This is a genomic window from Rhodoferax ferrireducens T118 (assembly GCF_000013605.1).
Taxonomy (GTDB): domain Bacteria; phylum Pseudomonadota; class Gammaproteobacteria; order Burkholderiales; family Burkholderiaceae_C; genus Rhodoferax; species Rhodoferax ferrireducens.
Genome location: NC_007908.1, coordinates 4099330 through 4124375 on the forward strand (window position 1 = coordinate 4099330; position 25046 = coordinate 4124375).

Consider the following 25046-nt stretch of genomic DNA (forward strand, 5'->3'; position numbering starts at 1 on the left):
AATTAAGGATATTCATGACCCAACGCATCGCATTCATTGGCGGCGGCAACATGGCCAGCGCCATCATCGGCGGCTTGATCAAGCAAGGTTTGGCGCCCCGTCAGATTGACGTGGTGGAGCCCCAGGCTGAAGCGCGCGACAAGCTCGCCTGCAGTTATGGCCTGCAGCCCCACGCCGAGGCGGGGGCATTTTTGGCCCAGGCCGACTTGGTGATCTGGGCCGTCAAGCCACAGACCTTCAAGGACGCCGCACTGGCCGTGGCGCCACACACCGCCAACGCTTTGCACCTGAGCGTCGCCGCCGGCATTCCCAGCGACAGCATCGCGCGCTGGCTCGGTACCGAGCGCGTGGTTCGCGCCATGCCCAACACACCGGCGCTGATCGGCAAAGGGATCAGCGGCCTGTTTGCCCGCTCGGCAGTGTCCAGCGCGGACAAGGACTGGATCAGCCAGATCATGGCCAGCACGGGGGAGTTTCTCTGGTTTGACGCCGAAGGACAACTCGACGCGGTCACCGCCCTGTCGGGCTCCGGCCCCGCCTACGTTTTTTACTTCATGGAAGCGATGACCACCGCCGGTTGTGAAATGGGATTGAGCCGCGAGCAGGCGCACCAGTTGACGGTGGCCACCTTTGTCGGAGCCAGCGAACTGGCACGCACTTCGAGCGAGCCGCCCAAAGTCTTGCGCCAGCGCGTCACCTCCAAGGGCGGCACCACCTTCGCGGCCATTTCTTCGATGGAAGACGGCGACCTGCAGGCCGAATTCATCAACGCCATTTACGCCGCCCGGCAACGAGCCCAGGAGTTGGGCGACGAATTGGGCGGCGCCTGAGTCGGCGGCTCTTTACCTCAGGGCGTAGCTGCCCGCAATACCCACAAACAAGGTAAAACCGAGCCAGTGGTTCAGGCGAAAGGCCTTGAAACAACCCTCACGCGAACGGCTGCGAATCAGGGTGTAATGCCACGCCACTTGGCCGAAGGCGAGCGCAAATGCTATGGTAAAGAGAGCGCCTTGCACATACGGCATCAGGGCCACATCCCAAATGACTATAAATGCAAGGTAGCAGAGCAGTATCACCGGCACATCCAGGCGCCCCAAGGTAATGGCTGAGGTTTTCAGGCCCAGCCGAATATCATCATCCCGGTCCACCATGGCGTACTCGGTGTCATAGGCCAGCACCCAAAACAGGTTACCCAGCATGAGGAGCCAGGCCAGGCGCGGCACCTCGCCCAGCACGGCGGCAAAGGCCATCGGAATCCCCATGCCAAAAGCCACGCCCAGCACCGCTTGCGGCATGGAGACGTAACGTTTGGCGTAGGGGTAAGCCAGCGTGATGGCCAGCGCGGCACCGGATATGCCAATGGTGATCGCGTTGGTGGTGAGCACCAGCGCAAAGGCCAGCAACGCCAGCACCGCGCCCAGCACCAGCGCCTCTTTCACCGACACGGCGCCGGTGGTCACGGGCCGCGCCGCGGTGCGCTTGACGTGCCGGTCAAAGTCACGGTCGGCCACGTCGTTGATGCAACAACCGGCGCTGCGCATCAGGATCGTGCCGAGCGTGAACACACTCAAGAGATGCCAGCCCGGGAAGCCACCCGCCGCAACCCACAAGGCGCTCAAGGTGGGCCACAGCAGCAGCAGCCAGCCGGCCGGGCGGTTCCAGCGGATCAGATCCAGGTAGAGGGCGAGTCGGGATTGCAGCGGCGAGCGCGGGCGGGATGGAGCGGATTTCACAGGAATTTTCAGGATGGAAGAAACACAGGTATGCTATATATTTAATAGCGACTTATCTAATAAATACGGTGGCTACAGGCCAATTTGTTATAAATAAATGATCAGGATAAACGCTGTACGCCCGGCAATTCGCAGGCGTAGATGGCATTGCGCAGGGCGGCAATCGCCTCATAACGCGTGAAGCTGCGCCGCCACGCCAGCACCACGCGGCGCTTGGGCGGGTCGCCCTCAAACGGCAGGTATTTCACATACGGATCTTCATCGCGTTTGCGCCGGGGTTTGAGCGCCAGCGCCTCTTTGGGCACGCTCAGACGCGGCACCAGCGTGACGCCCATGCCGGCCGCGACCATGTGCTTGATGGTCTCCAGGGAGGAGCCTTCAAAACTGCGGCGGATACCCTCGGCATTGGTAGAAAAACGCGCGAACTCCGGGCAGACCTCCAGCACGTGGTCGCGAAAACAGTGGCCGCTGCCCAGCAACAGCATCGTCTCTTGTTTGAGTTGTTCGGTCGTCACCTGAGTCTGCGCGGCCAAGGGATGATTGGCCGGCACCACCGCCAGAAAGGGCTCGTCATACAGCGGCGCAATCGCCAGCCCGGCATCCGGGAATGGCTCGGCCAGAATGGCGCAGTCAATTTCACCCGTGCGCAGCATCTCCAGCAGTTTGACGGTGAAGTTTTCTTGCAGCATCAGCGGCATTTGCGGCGTGTGACTGATCATCTGGCGCACCAGGTCAGGCAACAGATACGGGCCAATGGTGTAGATGATGCCCAGCGTCAGCGGTCCGGCCAACGGGTCTTTGCCACGCTTGGCCATCTCCTTGATGGCGCTAGCCTGCTCCAGCACGCTTTGCGCCTGGCGCACAATCTCTTCACCCAGATGCGTGACCGTGACTTCATTGGCGCTGCGCTCAAAGAGCTTGACATCGAGCTCTTCTTCGAGCTTTTTGACAGCCACCGAGAGCGTGGGCTGCGACACATAGCAGGCCTCCGCCGCCTTGCCAAAGTGGCGCTCACGCGCCACGGCCACAATGTATTTGAGTTCGGTCAGGGTCATGGCGCTATTGTCCTACCAGTGAGCCTCAAGCACAGCACAGCGAGTCAACGCACGACTCAGCGCGGCATCCAGGCGCCACACGCCCAGCACTGCTCGAAGCCGCCCTCGACCAGTTCGCCGCACCTGCACTGCCAGCGGTGCTGTGGCACATGCTGCAGGTGATACAGCAGCTCGCGCGCCTGCGGCTCTTGCTCCGCATCCTGAATCCAGACCTCGGGCAAGCACTGGTCGGGCGGCAGCTCACCGGCCACGCTGCTCAGATATTGGCGCTGCACGCTGGCGGCAATGCCTTCCACCTGGAGCGCATCAGCCCACAGCGTGGCAATCGCAAGGTTGGGGGCTTGGGTCAGACGCAGCATGGAGCCTTGAGCATAAGGGATTGACGGCGCGCCTCCCTGAAAGCGGTACAAAGCCTCACGGCAGCTCGATCACCAGGTCAGGCCGAAAAGCCGCTTGTTCGTTCTTGCTGGCGTAGCCCAGGGGGTTGGCCACCACGCGACAAGCAAACGCCCGACCCTCTGCCTGGCCCTCGGCGACATAGTCGTTGGCGCAATGCAGGTGGCCGTGCAGCCAGAGCTGCGCATAGGGCAGCAGGTCATCGAGTGCATTGCAGAAACCGGCCGTGCCAGGCGTCAAGCCATAGCGGGCGTCGGCACTGCGCAGACTCGGTGCAAAGTGCGTCACCACGACGGTGCTGCCGTCAAACGGCTGGCGCAGGGCCTGGCGCAGCCAGTCCTGGGATGCAAGCGACAACTCCCGGATGGCGTCGGCCAACATCGGCATGCCCTGGCGCAGGGTGGTGTTCTTGCGCAGATAGTAATCTGCCGCGCGATACGCCTTTTGGCGCAGTTGCATCTGCCGGGTCAGATCAGTTTCAGCGCCTGCGAACGCGTCAAAATCGCTCCACAGCGTCGAGCCGATGAAGCGCACCTGGCCCAGGGTCAGCACTTCACGCTCCAACCAGATGATGCCAAGCTGCTCGCAGGTGTCACGCAGCCTGGCATAAGTCTGCGCATAGTCCAATCCGTCATATTCGTGGTTGCCAGGAACATAGAGAACCTTGGGCCAGGGCGAACCCGGCTGCAGCGGCGAGAAGCGCCTCAAGCCAAAATCGGTCCCGGTCAAATGGGAGCCGACCTGGTAGGAGCCGATATCGCCCGCCAGTACCAGCACGTCAACGTCTGGCGCCGCCTTGACCACAAAGTCGGGGCAGCGCTCCAGATGAAGGTCAGAAATGAGCTGTAGTCGCATGATGGGCAGAGTCTAAGGGCGAGGCCCCTTGCGTCGGCACGGGCCAGCGGGCGCGCCTCACGCGGCGGGCAACACGATGTCCAGCTGGGCGCCCCCCGCCTGCGCCCGCGACAGCGTTAATTCGCCTTGATGGCTGGCCACCAGATCGCTGACCACCGCAAGGCCAATGCCGTGGCCCGGCACCTGTTCGTCAAGCCGCACGCGCCGCTGCAGCACCGCTTGTCGGTCACCAAAACCGGGGCCATCATCGATCACGCGAAGGCACAGGCGCCCGGCCTGCAGCCAGAGCCGTACCGACACCGAGTGACGGGCCCACTTGGCCGCGTTGTCCAGCACATTGCCCAGCATCTCGAAGGCGTCGCCTTCATCGATGCGCCAAGTCAATTCAGGCGGACAGTCGACGTTAAAAACCAGCTGCTTGTCCAGATAGACCTTGGCCAGCGAGTCGCAAACCCGCTGCAGAATCGGCGCCAGTGCCAGCTGTGGCGCGAAGCGCGCGGCACCACTGGCGCCGGCTCGCCCCAACTGGTGCCCAACGATGTCGTCCATGCGGCTCACCTGCTCTGCCACCAGCTTGGGCAACTGGCTGGGCTCCGGCAAGGCAGCGCGCAACACCGCCAGCGGCGTCTTCAGGCTGTGCGCCAGGTCATCGAGCGCATGCTTGTAGCGTGTTTGCCGCGCCCGTTCCTGATCGATCAAGGTGTTGAGGTTGTGGGTCAGGCCGGCCAGCTCACGCGGGTAGCTCCCCTGCACCCTGGTCTGTTCGCCACGCTCAATATGCTGGATTTCCCGCGTCATGCGCGCCAGCGGCGCCAGCCCCCAGCGCAGCAGCAGGGTCTGGGTGAACAACAGCAATAACCCGGTGCCCCCGAGCCAGCGCCACAGCGTGCCCTTGAAGGCCGCCAACTCGCGATCCAGCACCGCTTTGTCTTCCAGCACCGAAAATACCAGTGTCGCCGTGTGCGCCTTATCGGACCACTTGACTGCGTAAGTGGCAGCCAGAAACGCCGCGGCGGCTTCTGCCTGGTCGCCACGCTGCGCCGGCGGCGCCACCAGCGTCTCAAAGCGCCACTCACCCGTGGCCAACTGGCGCTGAAACGGCGGATTGAGTCCCAGGGTCGACGCCGATTGCCATTCTTCCCCCCGATCCGCATTGGCAATGTTGGCGTACAAGCCCGATGCGGGCACCGACAGACGCGGCTCGGCCAGCGCGGCGGGCATCAGCAATGCGCCCTGGGCATTGAGTTCGGCGCCGGCCATCAGCAGATAAATGGTGGCTTGCAGGCGGGCAAAGCGGGCGGCGCGCACGCTGTCGGCATGCGCTTGTTGCACCGCCCAGCCAGCCCCGGCCAGAAAGGCCAGCAGCACCAGGGCGGCACCCCACACCAGGCGCGCGCGAATGGAGAGATGGGAGAGCGGCGCCATCACTGCAGCGCAAAGCGGTAGCCGCGCCCGCGCAGGGTCTCGATCGGGAGCAGCGTGCCATCCGGATCAAGCTTGCGCCGCAGCCGCCCGATCAGAACCTCCAGCACATTGCTGTCACGGTCTTCATCGTGCGGATACAGGTAGTCCGACAGCTCCTGCTTGGGCACCACCCGGGCGCGCTCGCGCACCAGATATTCCAGCACCCGGTATTCAAAGGTCGTCAGTTGCAGTGGCACATCGTGCAGGCGAGCGCTCTGACCCGAAAAGTCGATGCGCAGCGCGCCCAGCGTGAGCACGTCTGACGTCGCTTTGAGCGAGCGGCGCAGCAGCGCCTTGACGCGTGCGGCGAGCTCCGGGTATTCAAAGGGTTTGACCAGATAGTCATCGGCGCCGGCTTCCAGCCCCTGCACCTTGTCTTGCCAACTGCCGCGTGCAGTCAGGATCAAAATGGGCAGGGTGCGGCCTTCGGCGCGTAGCGTTTGCACCACCGTCAGGCCGTTTACCTTGGGCAAGCCCAGATCGACAATCGCCAGATCCAGCGGATACTCGCGCGCCTGAAACAAACCATCAGCGCCGTCGCCCGCCTGGTCCACGCGGTAGCCATCGGCTTCGAGCTGGCGCTTCAGACCCAGTCGCAATACCGCATCGTCCTCGATCAACAGCAGGCGCATGAAAACTTATCGTTCAACGTGGCCTACAGCACGCGCCCGCTGGCGGCGTCGATCAGGATCACCTTGACTTCACCCCGAGCGCTGAGCACTTTCACGCGCCAGACCGGTCGCCCGCCACGCTCGGTCATTTCCACCGCCAGAACGCGAGCGCCACTGACTTGCTGCGCCACCGCCGCTGCCTGGTCGCGGCTGACGTCGGCCCAGGCCGCAGGGCCCAAGGCCATCAGCAAAACGCAAAGCAGGGTAGAAAACGATTTCATGGTGAAAAGAAGTTGCAGGTGACAGACGCCAGCCATGGTACTACCGCCGAAGACGGCTGGCCACGGCTGATGATTCCCGCAGCGCTTCCTTATTGCTCAATCGGCTGCACCGTCACATGCACGGGCAAGCTGTTGCCCGGGTTGCTGCGCATCACCGTGGTGTACTGCTGACCGCGGTATTCATAGGTCACGCGGTAACCGGTGATGCGTGTCTGCGGGTCATACACGGTGCGGCAACGCTTCACTTCGCGTTGCCCATCCTCATACTGCGGATACTGCGGGCCTTGGTCCCGGTTTTCAAGCCGGTCGCCGGTGATGGCGCCCAGCACCGCGCCAAGCGCCGTGGCCGCGTCTTTGCCACTGCCACCGCCGATCTGGTGCCCAATCACACCACCGGCCAGGCCACCCACAATGGCGCCGCCATATTGACGATCTTGTGATTGGTAAACGCCGCGGCGGGGTTCATTGATCCATTGACTGCTGCACTCATTGCGCGGCACATTGATACTTTCGTATTGCGGCTCGGCGCTTCGAACACGCGCGTTGTCCGTGAAGCTCTGCGCCTGGGCGCCGAGCAAGGTGGTCGCAAACAAACTGGCAATAACAAGACGTTTCATGGAAAGCTCCTGGGTTGGTATGGAGCGTAGTTTGCTTGCGCTTGCATGAACGCAAGCTGAACAGGTTCAAGAAAGCTGGGATCTGCCAGTGTCACTTGCATCCGGCCAGCCATAGGCACACCGCTCACTACCGGGGCGTTACGCCTTCAAAAACTCCGCCTTGCCTCCAAGCCATCGCAGCACGTGTCTTTCTGCCAGCGCCGGATGTTGATCGAGCATGACGGGCGCCAGTTGGCGCGCCCACTGCAGCAGCGCGGTGTCGGTTGCCAGATCGGCAAAACGCAACATGGCAGCACCGGATTGGCGCGCCCCCAGGAACTCGCCCGGGCCGCGAATCTCCAGGTCGCGCCGGGCGATCTCGAAACCATCATGGGTCTCGGCCATGGCTTTGAGACGGGCCCGCGCCGTCTCGCTCAGACGCGGTGCGTCACCGGTGGAGTACAACAGCACGCAGGCCGATGCCGCCGCTCCGCGCCCGACCCGGCCACGCAACTGGTGCAGTTGCGAGAGGCCAAAGCGCTCGGCATGCTCGATCACCATCAGACTGGCATTGGGCACATCGACACCGACCTCGATCACCGTGGTGCTGACCAGCAACCCCATCCGGCCGCTGGTAAAAAGACTCATCACTGCTTTTTTCTCCGCCACCGGCATGCGCGAGTGCAGCAGGCCCACCATGGCGCCGGGCAAGGCGGCGCTCAACTGGGCGTGGGTCTCGGTGGCGTTGCTCAGGTCCAGCGCTTCACTCTCTTCAATCAGCGGACAGACCCAGTAGATCTGCCGTCCGGCATCGAGCTGGGCGCGGATGCGCGCAATCACCTCCTCACGCCGCGCGTCGTTCACCACCTTGGTGATGATGGGGGTGCGTCCGGGCGGCAGCTCGTCAATGGTGGAAACATCCAGATCGGCGTAGTAGCTCATCGCCAGCGTGCGCGGAATCGGGGTCGCGGTCATCATCAGCAGATGGGGTTCCAAACCGACCGTTCGGACGGAACTCGGTTGGTCCTGCGCTTGACGAAGGCTTGAAGCCGCGGCCGGCCCTTCGACCAGCTCGGGGTGATCGGTTTGGGCCGACAACTTGCTGCGCAAGGCCAACCGCTGTGCCACCCCAAACCGGTGCTGCTCGTCGATGATGGCCAGTGCCAGGTTTTTGAACTGCACTTTGTCCTGAATAACAGCATGGGTGCCAATCACCAGACCCGCTTCGCCGCTGGCAATCAGCGCCAGCATCTCGCGCCGTTCTTTGGCTTTCTGGCTGCCGGTGAGCCAGGCGACTCTGATGCCCAACGGTTCCAGCCAGCTTACCAGCTTGGCAAAGTGCTGGGTGGCCAAAATTTCAGTCGGTGCCATCAGCGCGCATTGCCAACCAGCGTCGATGCAAATTGCCGCCGCCAGCGCGGCCACCACCGTCTTGCCAGAACCGACATCGCCTTGTAATAGCCGATGCATCGGCACCGGCCGCGCCAGGTCGCGCGCTATTTCTGCACTGACGCGGTGCTGGGCGGCCGTGAGTTGAAACGGCAAGGTTGCCAGCAGGCGATTGCGCAGCGACCCAGGTAGGCCAGGCTTCAGCCTGGCATCTCGGCGGCCCGCCGCATGAGCGTCGTCCACAAGGTCATCCAGCGCCTGCGAGTGCAGCACCGGCGCGCGCAGCCGCGCCCGTTCACGTTTGGCCTGCAATTGCGACAACTGCTGCGCCAGCAGCTCCTCGGCTTTGAGCCGTTGCCAAGCCGGGTGGCTGTGGTCTTGCAGCGTGGCGAGCGCCACTTCAGGCGTCGGATTATGCAAAAATAATAGCGCATTGCGCATATTCCACGAGGGCTGCAGGCCGATTTCACATAAATTCTCCAAGGGCACGGTGTCGGACAGCTCCGCCCGCGCCACCCCGCCCTGCACCGCCCGGCGCAGGTACGCCTGAGGCAAACCGGCCACCGTGGGGTAGATGGGCGTCAGCGCCACTGCCAACTCGCCCCCAGCCGATTTAAACGCCGGATGCATCATCGTCAAGCCGCCAAAACCACCCTTGACCTCGCCACGCACCCGGATGCGATTGCCCACCGCCAACGCTTTCTGGCTTGAGGGATAAAAGGTGAAGAAACGCAGCAAGCAGGTGTCAGTGCCGTCATCGAGCGTCACCAGCAATTGGCGGTGTCCGGAGAGCTTGACCTCGCAATGGGTCACCACACCTTCGACCTGCGCCACCTCGCCCTCACGCACCTCGCTCAAACGCTCGATGCGAGTCTCATCCTCGTAGCGCAGCGGCAGGTGCAACGCCAGATCAATAGCGCGCTCCAAGCCGAGCTTGCGCAGGGCTTTTTGCGGGCCGGTCAGTGGCTTAGGTAATTGCGGGACAGTGGGCAGAGACATCCGCCGATTTTGCACAAGAAAAACCCGTCAAGCCTTGACCCCTGCCATTTTTGATGCCAGACGGCCCACACTACACACCTAGTTGACTGTTTTGTGTTGCTACATTTTGCGCGCTGCAAGGGCAAAAAAAAACGCCCAATCTTTCGACTGGGCGTTTCCGGTTTAATAGCCTGACGATGACCTACTTTCACACGGGAATCCGCACTATCATCGGCGCAGAAGCGTTTCACTGTCCTGTTCGGGATGGGAAGGAGTGGTACCACTTCGCTATGGTCATCAGGCATAACTTTTTGTCATCTTGACTGGGTCAAGACAACCAATTTATAGAGCTAATCAGCTTCATCGAATTAACGAACCTGTTTTCACAGGATTTTTGAATGCGTCAACTTGGCATAACTTCCTTGATATCACTTTCGTGTACCAAAGTTATAGGGTCAAGCCGCACGAGCAATTAGTATCAGTTAGCTTAACGCATTACTGCGCTTCCACACCTGACCTATCAACGTCCTGGTCTTGAACGACTCTTTAGGGGGCTCAAGGCCCCGGCAGATCTCATCTTGAAACGAGTTTCCCGCTTAGATGCTTTCAGCGGTTATCTCTTCCGAACTTAGCTACCCGGCAATGCCACTGGCGTGACAACCGGTACACCAGAGGTTCGTCCACTCCGGTCCTCTCGTACTAGGAGCAGGCTTCCTCAAATCTGCAGCGCCCACGGAAGATAGGGACCAAACTGTCTCACGACGTTTTAAACCCAGCTCACGTACCTCTTTAAATGGCGAACAGCCATACCCTTGGGACCGGCTACAGCCCCAGGATGAGATGAGCCGACATCGAGGTGCCAAACACCGCCGTCGATATGAACTCTTGGGCGGTATCAGCCTGTTATCCCCAGAGTACCTTTTATCCGTTGAGCGATGGCCCTTCCATACAGAACCACCGGATCACTATGTCCTGCTTTCGCATCTGCTCGACTTGTCAGTCTCGCAGTTAAGCACGCTTATGCCATTGCACTATCGTCACGATGTCCGACCGTAACTAGCGTACCTTCGAACTCCTCCGTTACGCTTTGGGAGGAGACCGCCCCAGTCAAACTGCCTACCATGCACTGTCCCCGATCCAGATAATGGACCTAGGTTAGAACCTCAAACACACCAGGGTGGTATTTCAACGTTGGCTCCACGATACCTAGCGGCACCGCTTCAAAGCCTCCCACCTATCCTACACAGATCTGTTCAAAGTCCAATACAAAGCTACAGTAAAGGTTCATGGGGTCTTTCCGTCTTTCCGCGGGGAGATTGCATCATCACAAACATTTCAACTTCGCTGAGTCTCTGGAGGAGACAGTGTGGCCATCGTTACGCCATTCGTGCAGGTCGGAACTTACCCGACAAGGAATTTCGCTACCTTAGGACCGTTATAGTTACGGCCGCCGTTTACTGGGACTTCAATCAAGAGCTTGCACCCCATCATTTAATCTTCCAGCACCGGGCAGGCGTCACACCCTATACGTCCACTTTCGTGTTTGCAGAGTGCTGTGTTTTTAATAAACAGTCGCAGCCACCGATTTTTTGCAACCTCATTGGGCTCCATCCGCAAGGGACTTCACCTACTAAAGGCACACCTTCTTCCGAAGTTACGGTGTCAATTTGCCGAGTTCCTTCTCCAGAGTTCTCTCAAGCGCCTTAGAATACTCATCTCGCGCACCAGTGTCGGTTTGCGGTACGGTCGTGTGTAGCTGAAGCTTAGTGGCTTTTCCTGGAAGCAGGGTATCACTCACTTCGGCTGCAAGCAGCCTCGTTATCACCCCTCATCTAAGCCCGGCGGATTTACCTACCAGGCACGACTACAGGCTTGAACCAACATATCCAACAGTTGGCTGAGCTAACCTTCTCCGTCCCCACATCGCACTACACATCGGTACAGGAATATTGACCTGTTTCCCATCGACTACGCATCTCTGCCTCGCCTTAGGGGCCGACTCACTCTACGCCGATGAACGTTGCGTAGAAAACCTTGCGCTTACGGCGAGGGGGCTTTTCACCCCCTTTAACGCTACTCATGTCAGCATTCGCACTTCTGATACCTCCAGCACGCTTTACAACGCACCTTCACAGGCTTACAGAACGCTCTCCTACCACTTGCAATAAATTGCAAATCCGCAGCTTCGGTAACTGGCTTAGCCCCGTTACATCTTCCGCGCAGGACGACTCGATCAGTGAGCTATTACGCTTTCTTTAAATGATGGCTGCTTCTAAGCCAACATCCTGACTGTTTTAGCCTTCCCACTTCGTTTCCCACTTAGCCAATTTTAGGGACCTTAGCTGGCGGTCTGGGTTGTTTCCCTCTTGAGTCCGGACGTTAGCACCCGGTGCTCTGTCTCCCAAGCTGTACTCGTCGGTATTCGGAGTTTGCCTTGGTTTGGTAAGTCGCCATGACCCCCTAGCCAAAACAGTGCTCTACCCCCAACGGTAATACTTGAGGCACTACCTAAATAGTTTTCGGAGAGAACCAGCTATTTCCAAGTTTGTTTAGCCTTTCACCCCTATCCACAGCTCATCCGCTAGTTTTGCAACACTAGTCGGTTCGGACCTCCAGTACCTGTTACGGCACCTTCATCCTGGCCATGGATAGATCACTTGGTTTCGGGTCTACACCCAGCGACTAATTCGCCCTATTCGGACTCGATTTCTCTACGGCTTCCCTATTCGGTTAACCTTGCCACTGAATGTAAGTCGCTGACCCATTATACAAAAGGTACGCAGTCACCCTTGCGGGCTCCTACTTTTTGTAAGCATGCGGTTTCAGGATCTATTTCACTCCCCTCCCGGGGTTCTTTTCGCCTTTCCCTCACGGTACTAGTTCACTATCGGTCAATGATGAGTATTTAGCCTTGGAGGATGGTCCCCCCATATTCAGACAGGATTACACGTGTCCCGCCCTACTTGTCGCAAGCTCAGTATCACACAGGTCTTTTCACATACGGGGCTATCACCCGCTATGGCCAGCCTTTCCAAGCTGTTCTGTTAAGTCTTGTGCTATCACTTGCAGGCTTCTCCGATTTCGCTCGCCACTACTTTCGGAATCTCGGTTGATGTCTTTTCCTCGAGCTACTGAGATGTTTCAGTTCACCCGGTTCGCCTCGCATACCTATGTATTCAGTATGCGATACCTTTCGGTGGGTTTCCCCATTCGGAAATCTCCGGATCAAAGCTAATTTGCCAGCTCCCCGAAGCTTATCGCAGGCTATCACGTCCTTCGTCGCCTATCATTGCCAAGGCATCCACCACATGCTCTTATTCACTTGACCCTATAACTTTGACGTCTCTTTCGAAACTAAAAGTTGTTTTCAAGGAATGTTTGATTGGTCTTTCACCAATCGCGTTATGCCGTATTCAATTTAACTTGAATAACTCGAATTTCAAACGTGAAGTCTGATATTCATTTTGACGCAATCAAAAATTTGTCACTAGCGGCACGGTGTGCACTAAACCTTTACGAATGTGCACTTTCCGCTAGCAACGCTGATTAAACTCTATAAATTGTTAAAGAACAGCCGATTGATCAAGTTATCCTGATCAACAACAAAGAAGCCTTTTACAAAGCTACTTTGGTGTTGAATACTAACTACCAATTATTGGATAAGAAGCGAGAAGATTGGTGGAGGTGACAGGACTCGAACCCGCTACCTACTGCTTGCAAAGCAGCCGCTCTCCCAGCTGAGCTACACCCCCAAAACCAGAAGGACGTTGGACGACGGTGGTGGGTCTGGTTGGTCTCGAACCAACGACCCCCGCCTTATCAAGACGGTGCTCTAACCAACTGAGCTACAGACCCAAGCCGGTCACTTGTGACCAGGCAAAAACCTTAGCCGTCAGCGACAACCTTCCAACAACCGATAAGTGTGAGCGTTCAAATTAAATTGCAGTTTCCAGAAAGGAGGTGATCCAGCCGCACCTTCCGATACGGCTACCTTGTTACGACTTCACCCCAGTCACGAACCCTGCCGTGGTAATCGCCCTCCTTGCGGTTAGGCTAACTACTTCTGGCAGAACCCGCTCCCATGGTGTGACGGGCGGTGTGTACAAGACCCGGGAACGTATTCACCGTGACATTCTGATCCACGATTACTAGCGATTCCGACTTCACGTAGTCGAGTTGCAGACTACGATCCGGACTACGACTGGCTTTGTGGGATTAGCTCCCCCTCGCGGGTTGGCAACCCTTTGTACCAGCCATTGTATGACGTGTGTAGCCCCACCTATAAGGGCCATGAGGACTTGACGTCATCCCCACCTTCCTCCGGCTTGTCACCGGCAGTCTCATTAGAGTGCCCAACTAAATGTAGCAACTAATGACAAGGGTTGCGCTCGTTGCGGGACTTAACCCAACATCTCACGACACGAGCTGACGACAGCCATGCAGCACCTGTGTTACGGCTCTCTTTCGAGCACTCCTCTATCTCTAAAGGATTCCGTACATGTCAAAGGTGGGTAAGGTTTTTCGCGTTGCATCGAATTAAACCACATCATCCACCGCTTGTGCGGGTCCCCGTCAATTCCTTTGAGTTTCAACCTTGCGGCCGTACTCCCCAGGCGGTCAACTTCACGCGTTAGCTTCGTTACTGAGTCAGTGAAGACCCAACAACCAGTTGACATCGTTTAGGGCGTGGACTACCAGGGTATCTAATCCTGTTTGCTCCCCACGCTTTCGTGCATGAGCGTCAGTACAGGTCCAGGGGATTGCCTTCGCCATCGGTGTTCCTCCGCATATCTACGCATTTCACTGCTACACGCGGAATTCCATCCCCCTCTACCGTACTCTAGCTATACAGTCACAAATGCAGGTCCCAGGTTGAGCCCGGGGATTTCACATCTGTCTTATATAACCGCCTGCGCACGCTTTACGCCCAGTAATTCCGATTAACGCTCGCACCCTACGTATTACCGCGGCTGCTGGCACGTAGTTAGCCGGTGCTTATTCTTACGGTACCGTCATTAGCCCACCGTATTAGGGCAGGCCGTTTCGTTCCGTACAAAAGCAGTTTACAACCCGAAGGCCTTCATCCTGCACGCGGCATTGCTGGATCAGGCTTGCGCCCATTGTCCAAAATTCCCCACTGCTGCCTCCCGTAGGAGTCTGGACCGTGTCTCAGTTCCAGTGTGGCTGGTCGTCCTCTCAGACCAGCTACAGATCGTCGCCTTGGTGGGCTTTTACCCCACCAACTAGCTAATCTGATATCGGCCGCTCCAATCGCGCGAGGCCCTTGCGAGTCCCCCGCTTTCATCCAGAGATCGTATGCGGTATTAGCACAGCTTTCGCTGCGTTATCCCCCACGACTGGGCACGTTCCGATATATTACTCACCCGTTCGCCACTCGCCACCAGGATTGCTCCCGTGCTGCCGTTCGACTTGCATGTGTAAGGCATGCCGCCAGCGTTCAATCTGAGCCAGGATCAAACTCTATAGTTCGATCTTGAATTTTTTGCCCGATTTCTCAGGCTACTCATAAATTGGAATCAACGTGAACTTCATTTCTGAATTTCACATCTTTTTTACTTCATGAGCGTTTGTAAGTCAGTTAAGACTTAGTTCCGAAGAACTTGGCAATCGCCTTCAAACGCCCACACTTATCGGCTGTATGTTTTTAATGATCTCTCGCGCCACTCAACTTGCGTCTTGCTTTGCTTTCTTTGCTCTTCACTGTGATCAGCGGAGCCTCAAATTATAGTACGCTTTTTTGCGTTTTTCTCAGAAATTTTTAAATTTCTGAGAAAAACGCCCAATCTTTCGACTGGGCGTTTCCGGTTTAATAGCCTGACGATGACCTACTTTCACACGGGAATCCGCACTATCATCGGCGCAGAAGCGTTTCACTGTCCTGTTCGGGATGGGAAGGAGTGGTACCACTTCGCTATGGTCATCAGGCATAACTTTTTGTCATCTTGACTGGGTCAAGACAACCAATTTATAGAGCTAATCAGCTTCATCGAATTAACGAACCTGTTTTCACAGGATTTTTGAATGCGTCAACTTGGCATAACTTCCTTGATATCACTTTCGTGTACCAAAGTTATAGGGTCAAGCCGCACGAGCAATTAGTATCAGTTAGCTTAACGCATTACTGCGCTTCCACACCTGACCTATCAACGTCCTGGTCTTGAACGACTCTTTAGGGGGCTCAAGGCCCCGGCAGATCTCATCTTGAAACGAGTTTCCCGCTTAGATGCTTTCAGCGGTTATCTCTTCCGAACTTAGCTACCCGGCAATGCCACTGGCGTGACAACCGGTACACCAGAGGTTCGTCCACTCCGGTCCTCTCGTACTAGGAGCAGGCTTCCTCAAATCTGCAGCGCCCACGGAAGATAGGGACCAAACTGTCTCACGACGTTTTAAACCCAGCTCACGTACCTCTTTAAATGGCGAACAGCCATACCCTTGGGACCGGCTACAGCCCCAGGATGAGATGAGCCGACATCGAGGTGCCAAACACCGCCGTCGATATGAACTCTTGGGCGGTATCAGCCTGTTATCCCCAGAGTACCTTTTATCCGTTGAGCGATGGCCCTTCCATACAGAACCACCGGATCACTATGTCCTGCTTTCGCATCTGCTCGACTTGTCAGTCTCGCAGTTAAGCACGCTTATGCCATTGCACTATCGTCACGATGTCCGACCGTAACTAGCGTACCTTCGAACTCCTCCGTTACGCTTTGGGAGGAGACCGCCCCAGTCAAACTGCCTACCATGCACTGTCCCCGATCCAGATAATGGACCTAGGTTAGAACCTCAAACACACCAGGGTGGTATTTCAACGTTGGCTCCACGATACCTAGCGGCACCGCTTCAAAGCCTCCCACCTATCCTACACAGATCTGTTCAAAGTCCAATACAAAGCTACAGTAAAGGTTCATGGGGTCTTTCCGTCTTTCCGCGGGGAGATTGCATCATCACAAACATTTCAACTTCGCTGAGTCTCTGGAGGAGACAGTGTGGCCATCGTTACGCCATTCGTGCAGGTCGGAACTTACCCGACAAGGAATTTCGCTACCTTAGGACCGTTATAGTTACGGCCGCCGTTTACTGGGACTTCAATCAAGAGCTTGCACCCCATCATTTAATCTTCCAGCACCGGGCAGGCGTCACACCCTATACGTCCACTTTCGTGTTTGCAGAGTGCTGTGTTTTTAATAAACAGTCGCAGCCACCGATTTTTTGCAACCTCATTGGGCTCCATCCGCAAGGGACTTCACCTACTAAAGGCACACCTTCTTCCGAAGTTACGGTGTCAATTTGCCGAGTTCCTTCTCCAGAGTTCTCTCAAGCGCCTTAGAATACTCATCTCGCGCACCAGTGTCGGTTTGCGGTACGGTCGTGTGTAGCTGAAGCTTAGTGGCTTTTCCTGGAAGCAGGGTATCACTCACTTCGGCTGCAAGCAGCCTCGTTATCACCCCTCATCTAAGCCCGGCGGATTTACCTACCAGGCACGACTACAGGCTTGAACCAACATATCCAACAGTTGGCTGAGCTAACCTTCTCCGTCCCCACATCGCACTACACATCGGTACAGGAATATTGACCTGTTTCCCATCGACTACGCATCTCTGCCTCGCCTTAGGGGCCGACTCACTCTACGCCGATGAACGTTGCGTAGAAAACCTTGCGCTTACGGCGAGGGGGCTTTTCACCCCCTTTAACGCTACTCATGTCAGCATTCGCACTTCTGATACCTCCAGCACGCTTTACAACGCACCTTCACAGGCTTACAGAACGCTCTCCTACCACTTGCAATAAATTGCAAATCCGCAGCTTCGGTAACTGGCTTAGCCCCGTTACATCTTCCGCGCAGGACGACTCGATCAGTGAGCTATTACGCTTTCTTTAAATGATGGCTGCTTCTAAGCCAACATCCTGACTGTTTTAGCCTTCCCACTTCGTTTCCCACTTAGCCAATTTTAGGGACCTTAGCTGGCGGTCTGGGTTGTTTCCCTCTTGAGTCCGGACGTTAGCACCCGGTGCTCTGTCTCCCAAGCTGTACTCGTCGGTATTCGGAGTTTGCCTTGGTTTGGTAAGTCGCCATGACCCCCTAGCCAAAACAGTGCTCTACCCCCAACGGTAATACTTGAGGCACTACCTAAATAGTTTTCGGAGAGAACCAGCTATTTCCAAGTTTGTTTAGCCTTTCACCCCTATCCACAGCTCATCCGCTAGTTTTGCAACACTAGTCGGTTCGGACCTCCAGTACCTGTTACGGCACCTTCATCCTGGCCATGGATAGATCACTTGGTTTCGGGTCTACACCCAGCGACTAATTCGCCCTATTCGGACTCGATTTCTCTACGGCTTCCCTATTCGGTTAACCTTGCCACTGAATGTAAGTCGCTGACCCATTATACAAAAGGTACGCAGTCACCCTTGCGGGCTCCTACTTTTTGTAAGCATGCGGTTTCAGGATCTATTTCACTCCCCTCCCGGGGTTCTTTTCGCCTTTCCCTCACGGTACTAGTTCACTATCGGTCAATGATGAGTATTTAGCCTTGGAGGATGGTCCCCCCATATTCAGACAGGATTACACGTGTCCCGCCCTACTTGTCGCAAGCTCAGTATCACACAGGTCTTTTCACATACGGGGCTATCACCCGCTATGGCCAGCCTTTCCAAGCTGTTCTGTTAAGTCTTGTGCTATCACTTGCAGGCTTCTCCGATTTCGCTCGCCACTACTTTCGGAATCTCGGTTGATGTCTTTTCCTCGAGCTACTGAGATGTTTCAGTTCACCCGGTTCGCCTCGCATACCTATGTATTCAGTATGCGATACCTTTCGGTGGGTTTCCCCATTCGGAAATCTCCGGATCAAAGCTAATTTGCCAGCTCCCCGAAGCTTATCGCAGGCTATCACGTCCTTCGTCGCCTATCATTGCCAAGGCATCCACCACATGCTCTTATTCACTTGACCCTATAACTTTGACGTCTCTTTCGAAACTAAAAGTTGTTTTCAAGGAATGTTTGATTGGTCTTTCACCAATCGCGTTATGCCGTATTCAATTTAACTTGAATAACTCGAATTTCAAACGTGAAGTCTGATATTCATTTTGACGCAATCAAAAATTTGTCACTAGCGGCACGGTGTGCACTAAACCTTTACGAATGTGCACTTTCCGCTAGCAACGCTGATTAAACTCTATAAATTGTTAAAGAACAGCCGATTGATCAAGTTATCCTGATCAACAACAAAGAAGCCTTTTACAAAGCTACTTTGGTGTTGAATACTAACTACCAATTATTGGATAAGAAGCGAGAAGATTGGTGGAGGTGACAGGACTCGAACCCGCTACCTACTGCTTGCAAAGCAGCCGCTCTCCCAGCTGAGCTACACCCCCAAAACCAGAAGGACGTTGGACGACGGTGGTGGGTCTGGTTGGTCTCGAACCAACGACCCCCGCCTTATCAAGACGGTGCTCTAACCAACTGAGCTACAGACCCAAGCCGGTCACTTGTGACCAGGCAAAAACCTTAGCCGTCAGCGACAACCTTCCAACAACCGATAAGTGTGAGCGTTCAAATTAAATTGCAGTTTCCAGAAAGGAGGTGATCCAGCCGCACCTTCCGATACGGCTACCTTGTTACGACTTCACCCCAGTCACGAACCCTGCCGTGGTAATCGCCCTCCTTGCGGTTAGGCTAACTACTTCTGGCAGAACCCGCTCCCATGGTGTGACGGGCGGTGTGTACAAGACCCGGGAACGTATTCACCGTGACATTCTGATCCACGATTACTAGCGATTCCGACTTCACGTAGTCGAGTTGCAGACTACGATCCGGACTACGACTGGCTTTGTGGGATTAGCTCCCCCTCGCGGGTTGGCAACCCTTTGTACCAGCCATTGTATGACGTGTGTAGCCCCACCTATAAGGGCCATGAGGACTTGACGTCATCCCCACCTTCCTCCGGCTTGTCACCGGCAGTCTCATTAGAGTGCCCAACTAAATGTAGCAACTAATGACAAGGGTTGCGCTCGTTGCGGGACTTAACCCAACATCTCACGACACGAGCTGACGACAGCCATGCAGCACCTGTGTTACGGCTCTCTTTCGAGCACTCCTCTATCTCTAAAGGATTCCGTACATGTCAAAGGTGGGTAAGGTTTTTCGCGTTGCATCGAATTAAACCACATCATCCACCGCTTGTGCGGGTCCCCGTCAATTCCTTTGAGTTTCAACCTTGCGGCCGTACTCCCCAGGCGGTCAACTTCACGCGTTAGCTTCGTTACTGAGTCAGTGAAGACCCAACAACCAGTTGACATCGTTTAGGGCGTGGACTACCAGGGTATCTAATCCTGTTTGCTCCCCACGCTTTCGTGCATGAGCGTCAGTACAGGTCCAGGGGATTGCCTTCGCCATCGGTGTTCCTCCGCATATCTACGCATTTCACTGCTACACGCGGAATTCCATCCCCCTCTACCGTACTCTAGCTATACAGTCACAAATGCAGGTCCCAGGTTGAGCCCGGGGATTTCACATCTGTCTTATATAACCGCCTGCGCACGCTTTACGCCCAGTAATTCCGATTAACGCTCGCACCCTACGTATTACCGCGGCTGCTGGCACGTAGTTAGCCGGTGCTTATTCTTACGGTACCGTCATTAGCCCACCGTATTAGGGCAGGCCGTTTCGTTCCGTACAAAAGCAGTTTACAACCCGAAGGCCTTCATCCTGCACGCGGCATTGCTGGATCAGGCTTGCGCCCATTGTCCAAAATTCCCCACTGCTGCCTCCCGTAGGAGTCTGGACCGTGTCTCAGTTCCAGTGTGGCTGGTCGTCCTCTCAGACCAGCTACAGATCGTCGCCTTGGTGGGCTTTTACCCCACCAACTAGCTAATCTGATATCGGCCGCTCCAATCGCGCGAGGCCCTTGCGAGTCCCCCGCTTTCATCCAGAGATCGTATGCGGTATTAGCACAGCTTTCGCTGCGTTATCCCCCACGACTGGGCACGTTCCGATATATTACTCACCCGTTCGCCACTCGCCACCAGGATTGCTCCCGTGCTGCCGTTCGACTTGCATGTGTAAGGCATGCCGCCAGCGTTCAATCTGAGCCAGGATCAAACTCTATAGTTCGATCTTGAATTTTTTGCCCGATTTCTCAGGCTACTCATAAATTGGAATCAACGTGAACTTCATTTCTGAATTTCACATCTTTTTTACTTCATGAGCGTTTGTAAGTCAGTTAAGACTTAGTTCCGAAGAACTTGGCAATCGCCTTCAAACGCCCACACTTATCGGCTGTATGTTTTTAATGATCTCTCGCGCCACTCAACTTGCGTCTTGCTTTGCTTTCTTTGCTCTTCACTGTGATCAGCGGAGCCTCAAATTATAGTACGCTTTTTTGCGTTTTTCTCAGAAATTTTTAAATTTCTGATTTTATTTTTCCTGCTGACTTAGTTGGAAGCTGATGCCAGACCGCATCTAACTCCGTAGCGGCTAGGTAACAAGTACCAACCCCGTTTAATTCAGCGAAGCCTTGAACTATAACATCTATTTGCTCGTTACGATTCCTTTTTTGAGTGGCTTACCGTTTCACCATCAAAGTTGCCGGGGCTTGCGCGAACCACCTAAGCCTTTGCTTCACCGCGCCGCCTGCAAATCAGCACCGAGGTGACAGCCAATTCAGCCCACTTTGGGCAAACTTCGCTCTTCAGATGCCCCTTTAGCCCGAGCACGCAGCACCCAGCCAAATCGCAACGTCAGAGTCGCTGCTCAATCAGAAAGGTCCACCATGGATTTTGACTACTCACCACAGGTGCAGGCCTTGCGCCAGCGCCTGGACGACTTCATGGAGCGTTACGTGCTGCCCTACAACGGCGCGTGGCATCGCTCTGTGGCGCAAGGCATCTTTCCGCCGCCCTTTGTGGATGATCTCAAGGCACTGGCGCGGTCGGAAGGTTTGTGGAATCTTTTTTTGCCCAGCCTGCATGACGACGAGCCTGGACAGCGGTTGAGCAACCTGGCCTACGCGCCTTTGGCCGAGATCATGGGGCGGCTGCCGTGGGCCTCGGAGGTATTCAACTGCAGCGCACCTGACACCGGCAACATGGAGCTGTTGCACCTGTTTGCCACCCCGGAGCAAAACCAGCGCTGGTTGGTCCCCCTGCTGAACGGTGAAATGCGCTCTGCTTTTGCGATGTCCGAGCCAGACGTCGCTTCATCGGACCCCACCAACCTGCAGACCTGCGTCCGCCATGAAGGCGATCAGTTGGTGCTTCATGGTCGCAAATGGTTTGTGACGGGGGCAGCGCATCCAAGCTGCCGATTGCTGATTGTGATGTGCCGCAGTGGTGACGAAGGCACCGACAAACATGCCCAGCACAGCATGGTGCTGGTACCGATCGACACGCCCGGTGTCACGCTGGTGCGCAACATCCCGATCATGCAGCACCATTCGCCCGAGGGGCATTGCGAAATTGTCTTCAGAGACGTACGCGTGCCGGCTGCAAACATCCTGGGCCAGGAGGGCGCCGGTTTTGCCATGGCGCAGGCGCGCCTAGGCCCGGGGCGCATCCACCACTGCATGCGCACCATCGGCCAGTGCGAGTTAGCGCTCGCCATGATGTGCGATCGGACTTTGGAACGGCACGCCTTTGGCAAGTACCTGGCCGAATTTGCCAACGTGCAGGAATGGATTGCCGAGTCGCGCCTGGAGATTGACCAGGCCCGCCTGCTGGTGCTGCGTGCCGCCTGGCAACTGGATCAGGGGGCACATGCGCAGAGCCGGGTGGATGTGTCGGCCATCAAGGTGGTGACGGCCCGACTGCAAACGCGGGTGGTCAACCGCGCCATGCAGGTGTTTGGTGCCATGGGCCTGTCGCCCGATACGCCGCTGGCTTATTTCTGGACCTGGGGTCGCGCCATGCAGTTGCTGGATGGCCCGGATGAAGTGCATTTGCGCACCGTGGCCCGCCATGAGCTGGAGCAGACGCGGGCGCACCGTGGTGCCTCTTCAGCTTACTTCACGCTGCCGGAACAGCTACTGGCCGAGCCACGCGTCCGCTGACAGGCTTTGACGCAACGGCCCACAGTCACAGTGTCCGTGTCAACACCACGTCAAAGGTCCAAGCCGACGGCCAATGCACACCGGATTTCCGAACGGGCCCTAACCCGCCGCCCGACGCGTCAAGATCTCAAAGGCTGGCAGCGTTTTGCCTTCGAGCACCTCCAGAAAGGCGCCGCCGCCGGTCGAGATGTAACCAATCTGCTTTTCAATGCCGTACTTGGCGATAGCTGCCAATGTGTCGCCGCCACCGGCAATTGAAAACGCGCTGGATTCAGCGATGGCGTGGGCAATCGTTTGGGTGCCATTCTCGAACGCGGGAAACTCAAACACGCCGACCGGGCCATTCCAGACGATGGTGCCGGCGGCCTTGAGCTGCGTCGCCAGGGCGGCTGCCGTTTGTGGGCCAATATCGAGAATCAGGTCGTCGTCGGCGACGTCAGTGGCAGCCTTGACGGTCGCCACGGCGTCGGCCGCGAAGGTCTTAGCGGTAACGACATCCGTCGGGATGGGGACAGCGGCGCCGCGCGCCTTCATGGCGGCGATCACGGCCCTGGCATCTTCCAACAAGTCGGGCTCGGCCAGACTCTTGCCGATCTTCAAGCCCGCGGCCAGCATGAAGGTGTTGGCGATGCCGCCACCAACGATGAGTTGGTCCACTTTGCTGGCCAGGCTTTTCAAGATGGTCAGTTTGGTGGAGACCTTGGAGCCCGCCACAATCGCCACCAGCGGGCGCTTCGGGTTTGCCAGCGCTTTGCTGATGGCGTCCATCTCAGCGGCCAACAGCGGGCCAGCGCAGGCCACCTTGGCAAATTGCGCGATGCCGTAGGTGGAGGCTTCGGCGCGGTGTGCCGTGCCAAAGGCATCATGCACAAAAATATCGCACAAAGCGGCCATTTTTCTGGCCAGCGCTTCATTGTTCTTCTTCTCACCGGGGTTGACCCGGCAGTTTTCCAGCAACACCAGTTGGCCTGGCTGGACGCTGACACCATCGACCCAATTGGCAATTAACGGCACAGCGCGGCCCATCAACTCGGCCAGGCGCTGGGCCACCGGCGCCAGCGAGTCTTCCGGTTTGAACGCACCTTCGGTCGGGCGCCCCAGGTGCGAGGTCACCATCACCGCGGCCCCGGCGTCGAGCGCCATCTGGATGCAAGGGATGGAGGCGCGAATGCGGGTGTCTTCCGTGATGTGGCCAGCATCGTCCTGCGGCACATTGAGGTCGGCGCGGATAAAAACGCGCTTGCCGGAGACTTGGCCTTGGGCGCACAGATCGGAGAAGCGGATGACGTTCATAAAACCCTTGTTGGTAAGAAATTATTCAAATTGTAGGAGCGCCTTCGCGCCATGAACTCAGGTCCCGGGCGTCCAAGCCAGCCGCAATGGGCATGGCGGGAGCACCCAAGGTTACAAAATCTGGTCCAGCGCCGCGGCCAGTTGCCCGACCGTGCGGTCCACGTTGTGCCATTTTTCCAAGCCAAACAGGCCGACCCGGAACGTCATGAAGTCAGCCGGCTCATCACACTGCAAGGGCACGCCGGCCGCCGTCTGCAGGCCCACCCCCAGGAATTTGCGGCCGGACTGGATCTCCGGGTCGCTCGTGTAGCTCACCACCACCCCCGGCGCTTTGAAGCCGTCTGCCGCCACGCTCGGGATGCCGCGGCGCTCGAACAGCGCGCGCACCTTGGCGCCCAAGTCGATCTGCTCGGCACGCACCTTGGCAAAGCCATAGGCCTGCGCCTCCTTCATGGTGTCGCGCAGGTGAGTGAGCGCATCGGTCGGCAGGGTGGCGTGGTAGGCGTGGCCACCGTTCTCGTAAGCCTCCATGATCTGCAGCCACTTTTTCAGGTCGCAGGCAAAACTGCTGCTGGTGGTGGATTCGATGGCAGCGCGGGCGCGCTCGCTGAGCATCACCATGGCGCAACAGGGCGAGCTGCTCCAGCCTTTTTGCGGGGCGCTGATCAGCACATCGACACCGGTGTCCACCATGTTGACCCACATCGCCCCCGAGGCAATGCAGTCCAGCACAAACAGGCCGCCGACCGCGTGCACGGCATCTGCCACGGCGCGCAGGTAGTCGTCGGGCAGCATCATGCCGGACGCGGTTTCAACATGCGGGGCAAACACCACGTCGGGCTTTTTCTCGCGAATCGCGGCCACCACCTCGCCAATCGGCGCCGGCACCCAGGGCGACTGTTTGTCGGCGCCAACCCGGCGCGCCTTGAGAACGGTTGATTCCGCGGCGATCTGGCCCATGTCCAGGATTTGCGTCCAGCGGTAGCTGAACCAGCCATTGCGGACGATCAGCACTTTTTTGCCGCCCGCAAACTGGCGCGCCACCGCTTCCATGCCGAAAGTGCCACTGCCCGGCACCAGCACCGCCGACTTGGCGTGGTAGACCTCCTTGAGCATGCCAGAGATGTCCTGCATCACGCGCTGGAAACTTTGGGACATGTGGTTGAGCGCGCGGTCGGTGTAGACCACTGAGAATTCGAGCAAACCGTCGGGATCGACGTGGGGTAACAAGCCGGGCATAGAGGTCTCCTTTTTCAGTTGAACTGGGCAGGGGCTGGTGGACCAGCGCTTGAGCGTGCCAGCTTAGCACGCAGCGCGCCCGTCAACCA

The 25046-nt window shown here is 57.0% G+C and carries 13 protein-coding genes, 4 tRNA genes and 6 rRNA genes; 2 read left to right on the plus strand and 21 right to left on the minus strand.

What is annotated here, in order from left to right; all coding sequences use genetic code 11:
* Positions 1 to 14: 14 nt before the first annotated feature.
* Entirely contained in the window at positions 15 to 830 is an 816-nt protein-coding gene (gene proC, locus RFER_RS18650; protein ID WP_011465942.1) for a pyrroline-5-carboxylate reductase, read from the plus strand.
* Between the two features lie 12 nt (positions 831 to 842).
* Here the strand turns inward: proC and ubiA are convergent, their stop codons facing one another.
* The 19 genes from ubiA to RFER_RS18745 form a co-directional block, all read right to left on the minus strand.
* Positions 843 to 1733 (minus strand): 4-hydroxybenzoate octaprenyltransferase, encoded by an 891-nt coding sequence (ubiA, locus tag RFER_RS18655; protein ID WP_011465943.1) that lies wholly within the window; start codon positions 1731 to 1733, stop codon positions 843 to 845.
* 101 nt (positions 1734 to 1834) lie between these two features.
* A complete protein-coding gene (locus RFER_RS18660; protein WP_011465944.1) occupies positions 1835 to 2788 on the minus strand; it encodes a LysR substrate-binding domain-containing protein in 954 nt (317 codons plus the stop codon).
* A 56-nt stretch (positions 2789 to 2844) separates the two neighbouring features.
* Entirely contained in the window at positions 2845 to 3147 is a 303-nt protein-coding gene (locus RFER_RS18665; RefSeq protein WP_041790979.1) for a putative signal transducing protein, read from the minus strand.
* 55 nt (positions 3148 to 3202) lie between these two features.
* Positions 3203 to 4039 (minus strand): metallophosphoesterase, encoded by an 837-nt coding sequence (locus RFER_RS18670; protein WP_011465946.1) that lies wholly within the window; start codon positions 4037 to 4039, stop codon positions 3203 to 3205.
* Positions 4040 to 4096: 57 nt separating this feature from the next.
* On the minus strand, positions 4097 to 5464 hold the full coding sequence (locus RFER_RS18675; RefSeq protein WP_011465947.1) for an ATP-binding protein: 1368 nt from the start codon (positions 5462 to 5464) through the stop codon (positions 4097 to 4099).
* A complete protein-coding gene (locus RFER_RS18680; protein ID WP_011465948.1) occupies positions 5464 to 6135 on the minus strand; it encodes a response regulator transcription factor in 672 nt (223 codons plus the stop codon). Before RFER_RS18680 ends, RFER_RS18675 begins: the two co-directional genes overlap by 1 nt.
* Positions 6136 to 6158: 23 nt before the next feature.
* Complete coding sequence (locus RFER_RS18685) at positions 6159 to 6395, minus strand: PepSY domain-containing protein (protein ID WP_041790981.1); 237 nt, start codon at positions 6393 to 6395, stop codon at positions 6159 to 6161.
* Between the two features lie 89 nt (positions 6396 to 6484).
* Positions 6485 to 7012 (minus strand): glycine zipper 2TM domain-containing protein, encoded by a 528-nt coding sequence (locus tag RFER_RS18690; RefSeq protein ID WP_011465950.1) that lies wholly within the window; start codon positions 7010 to 7012, stop codon positions 6485 to 6487.
* Positions 7013 to 7150: 138 nt separating this feature from the next.
* Positions 7151 to 9379, minus strand: coding sequence for an ATP-dependent DNA helicase RecG (gene recG / locus RFER_RS18695; protein ID WP_041790982.1), 2229 nt, complete (start codon positions 9377 to 9379; stop codon positions 7151 to 7153).
* Positions 9380 to 9547: 168 nt separating this feature from the next.
* Positions 9548 to 9660, minus strand: a 5S ribosomal RNA gene (gene rrf / locus RFER_RS18700).
* Between the two features lie 149 nt (positions 9661 to 9809).
* A 23S ribosomal RNA gene (locus RFER_RS18705) occupies positions 9810 to 12686 on the minus strand.
* Positions 12687 to 13034: 348 nt separating this feature from the next.
* Positions 13035 to 13110, minus strand: a tRNA-Ala gene (locus RFER_RS18710).
* Positions 13111 to 13136: 26 nt separating this feature from the next.
* Positions 13137 to 13213, minus strand: a tRNA-Ile gene (locus RFER_RS18715).
* A 98-nt stretch (positions 13214 to 13311) separates the two neighbouring features.
* A 16S ribosomal RNA gene (locus RFER_RS18720) occupies positions 13312 to 14848 on the minus strand.
* A gap of 343 nt (positions 14849 to 15191) precedes the next feature.
* Positions 15192 to 15304, minus strand: a 5S ribosomal RNA gene (gene rrf, locus RFER_RS18725).
* Between the two features lie 149 nt (positions 15305 to 15453).
* Positions 15454 to 18330 (minus strand): 23S ribosomal RNA (locus RFER_RS18730).
* 348 nt (positions 18331 to 18678) lie between these two features.
* Positions 18679 to 18754: transfer RNA gene (locus RFER_RS18735), tRNA-Ala, on the minus strand.
* Between the two features lie 26 nt (positions 18755 to 18780).
* A tRNA-Ile gene (locus tag RFER_RS18740) sits at positions 18781 to 18857 on the minus strand.
* A 98-nt stretch (positions 18858 to 18955) separates the two neighbouring features.
* A 16S ribosomal RNA gene (locus RFER_RS18745) occupies positions 18956 to 20492 on the minus strand.
* Together the 16S, 23S and 5S rRNA genes with 4 tRNA genes alongside form the textbook arrangement of a ribosomal RNA operon.
* 658 nt (positions 20493 to 21150) lie before the next feature.
* Between RFER_RS18745 and RFER_RS18750 the strand changes: the two genes are divergently transcribed.
* Positions 21151 to 22425, plus strand: coding sequence for an acyl-CoA dehydrogenase family protein (locus tag RFER_RS18750; RefSeq protein ID WP_011465952.1), 1275 nt, complete (start codon positions 21151 to 21153; stop codon positions 22423 to 22425).
* A 99-nt stretch (positions 22426 to 22524) separates the two neighbouring features.
* Here RFER_RS18750 and RFER_RS18755 read toward each other — a convergent pair whose 3' ends face one another.
* The gene (locus tag RFER_RS18755) at positions 22525 to 23718 is read right to left on the minus strand and encodes a phosphoglycerate kinase (RefSeq protein WP_011465953.1); all 1194 of its coding nucleotides are present in this window, start codon (positions 23716 to 23718) and stop codon (positions 22525 to 22527) included.
* 111 nt (positions 23719 to 23829) lie between these two features.
* Positions 23830 to 24957, minus strand: coding sequence for an aminotransferase class V-fold PLP-dependent enzyme (locus RFER_RS18760; protein WP_011465954.1), 1128 nt, complete (start codon positions 24955 to 24957; stop codon positions 23830 to 23832).
* Positions 24958 to 25046: the final 89 nt, after the last annotated feature.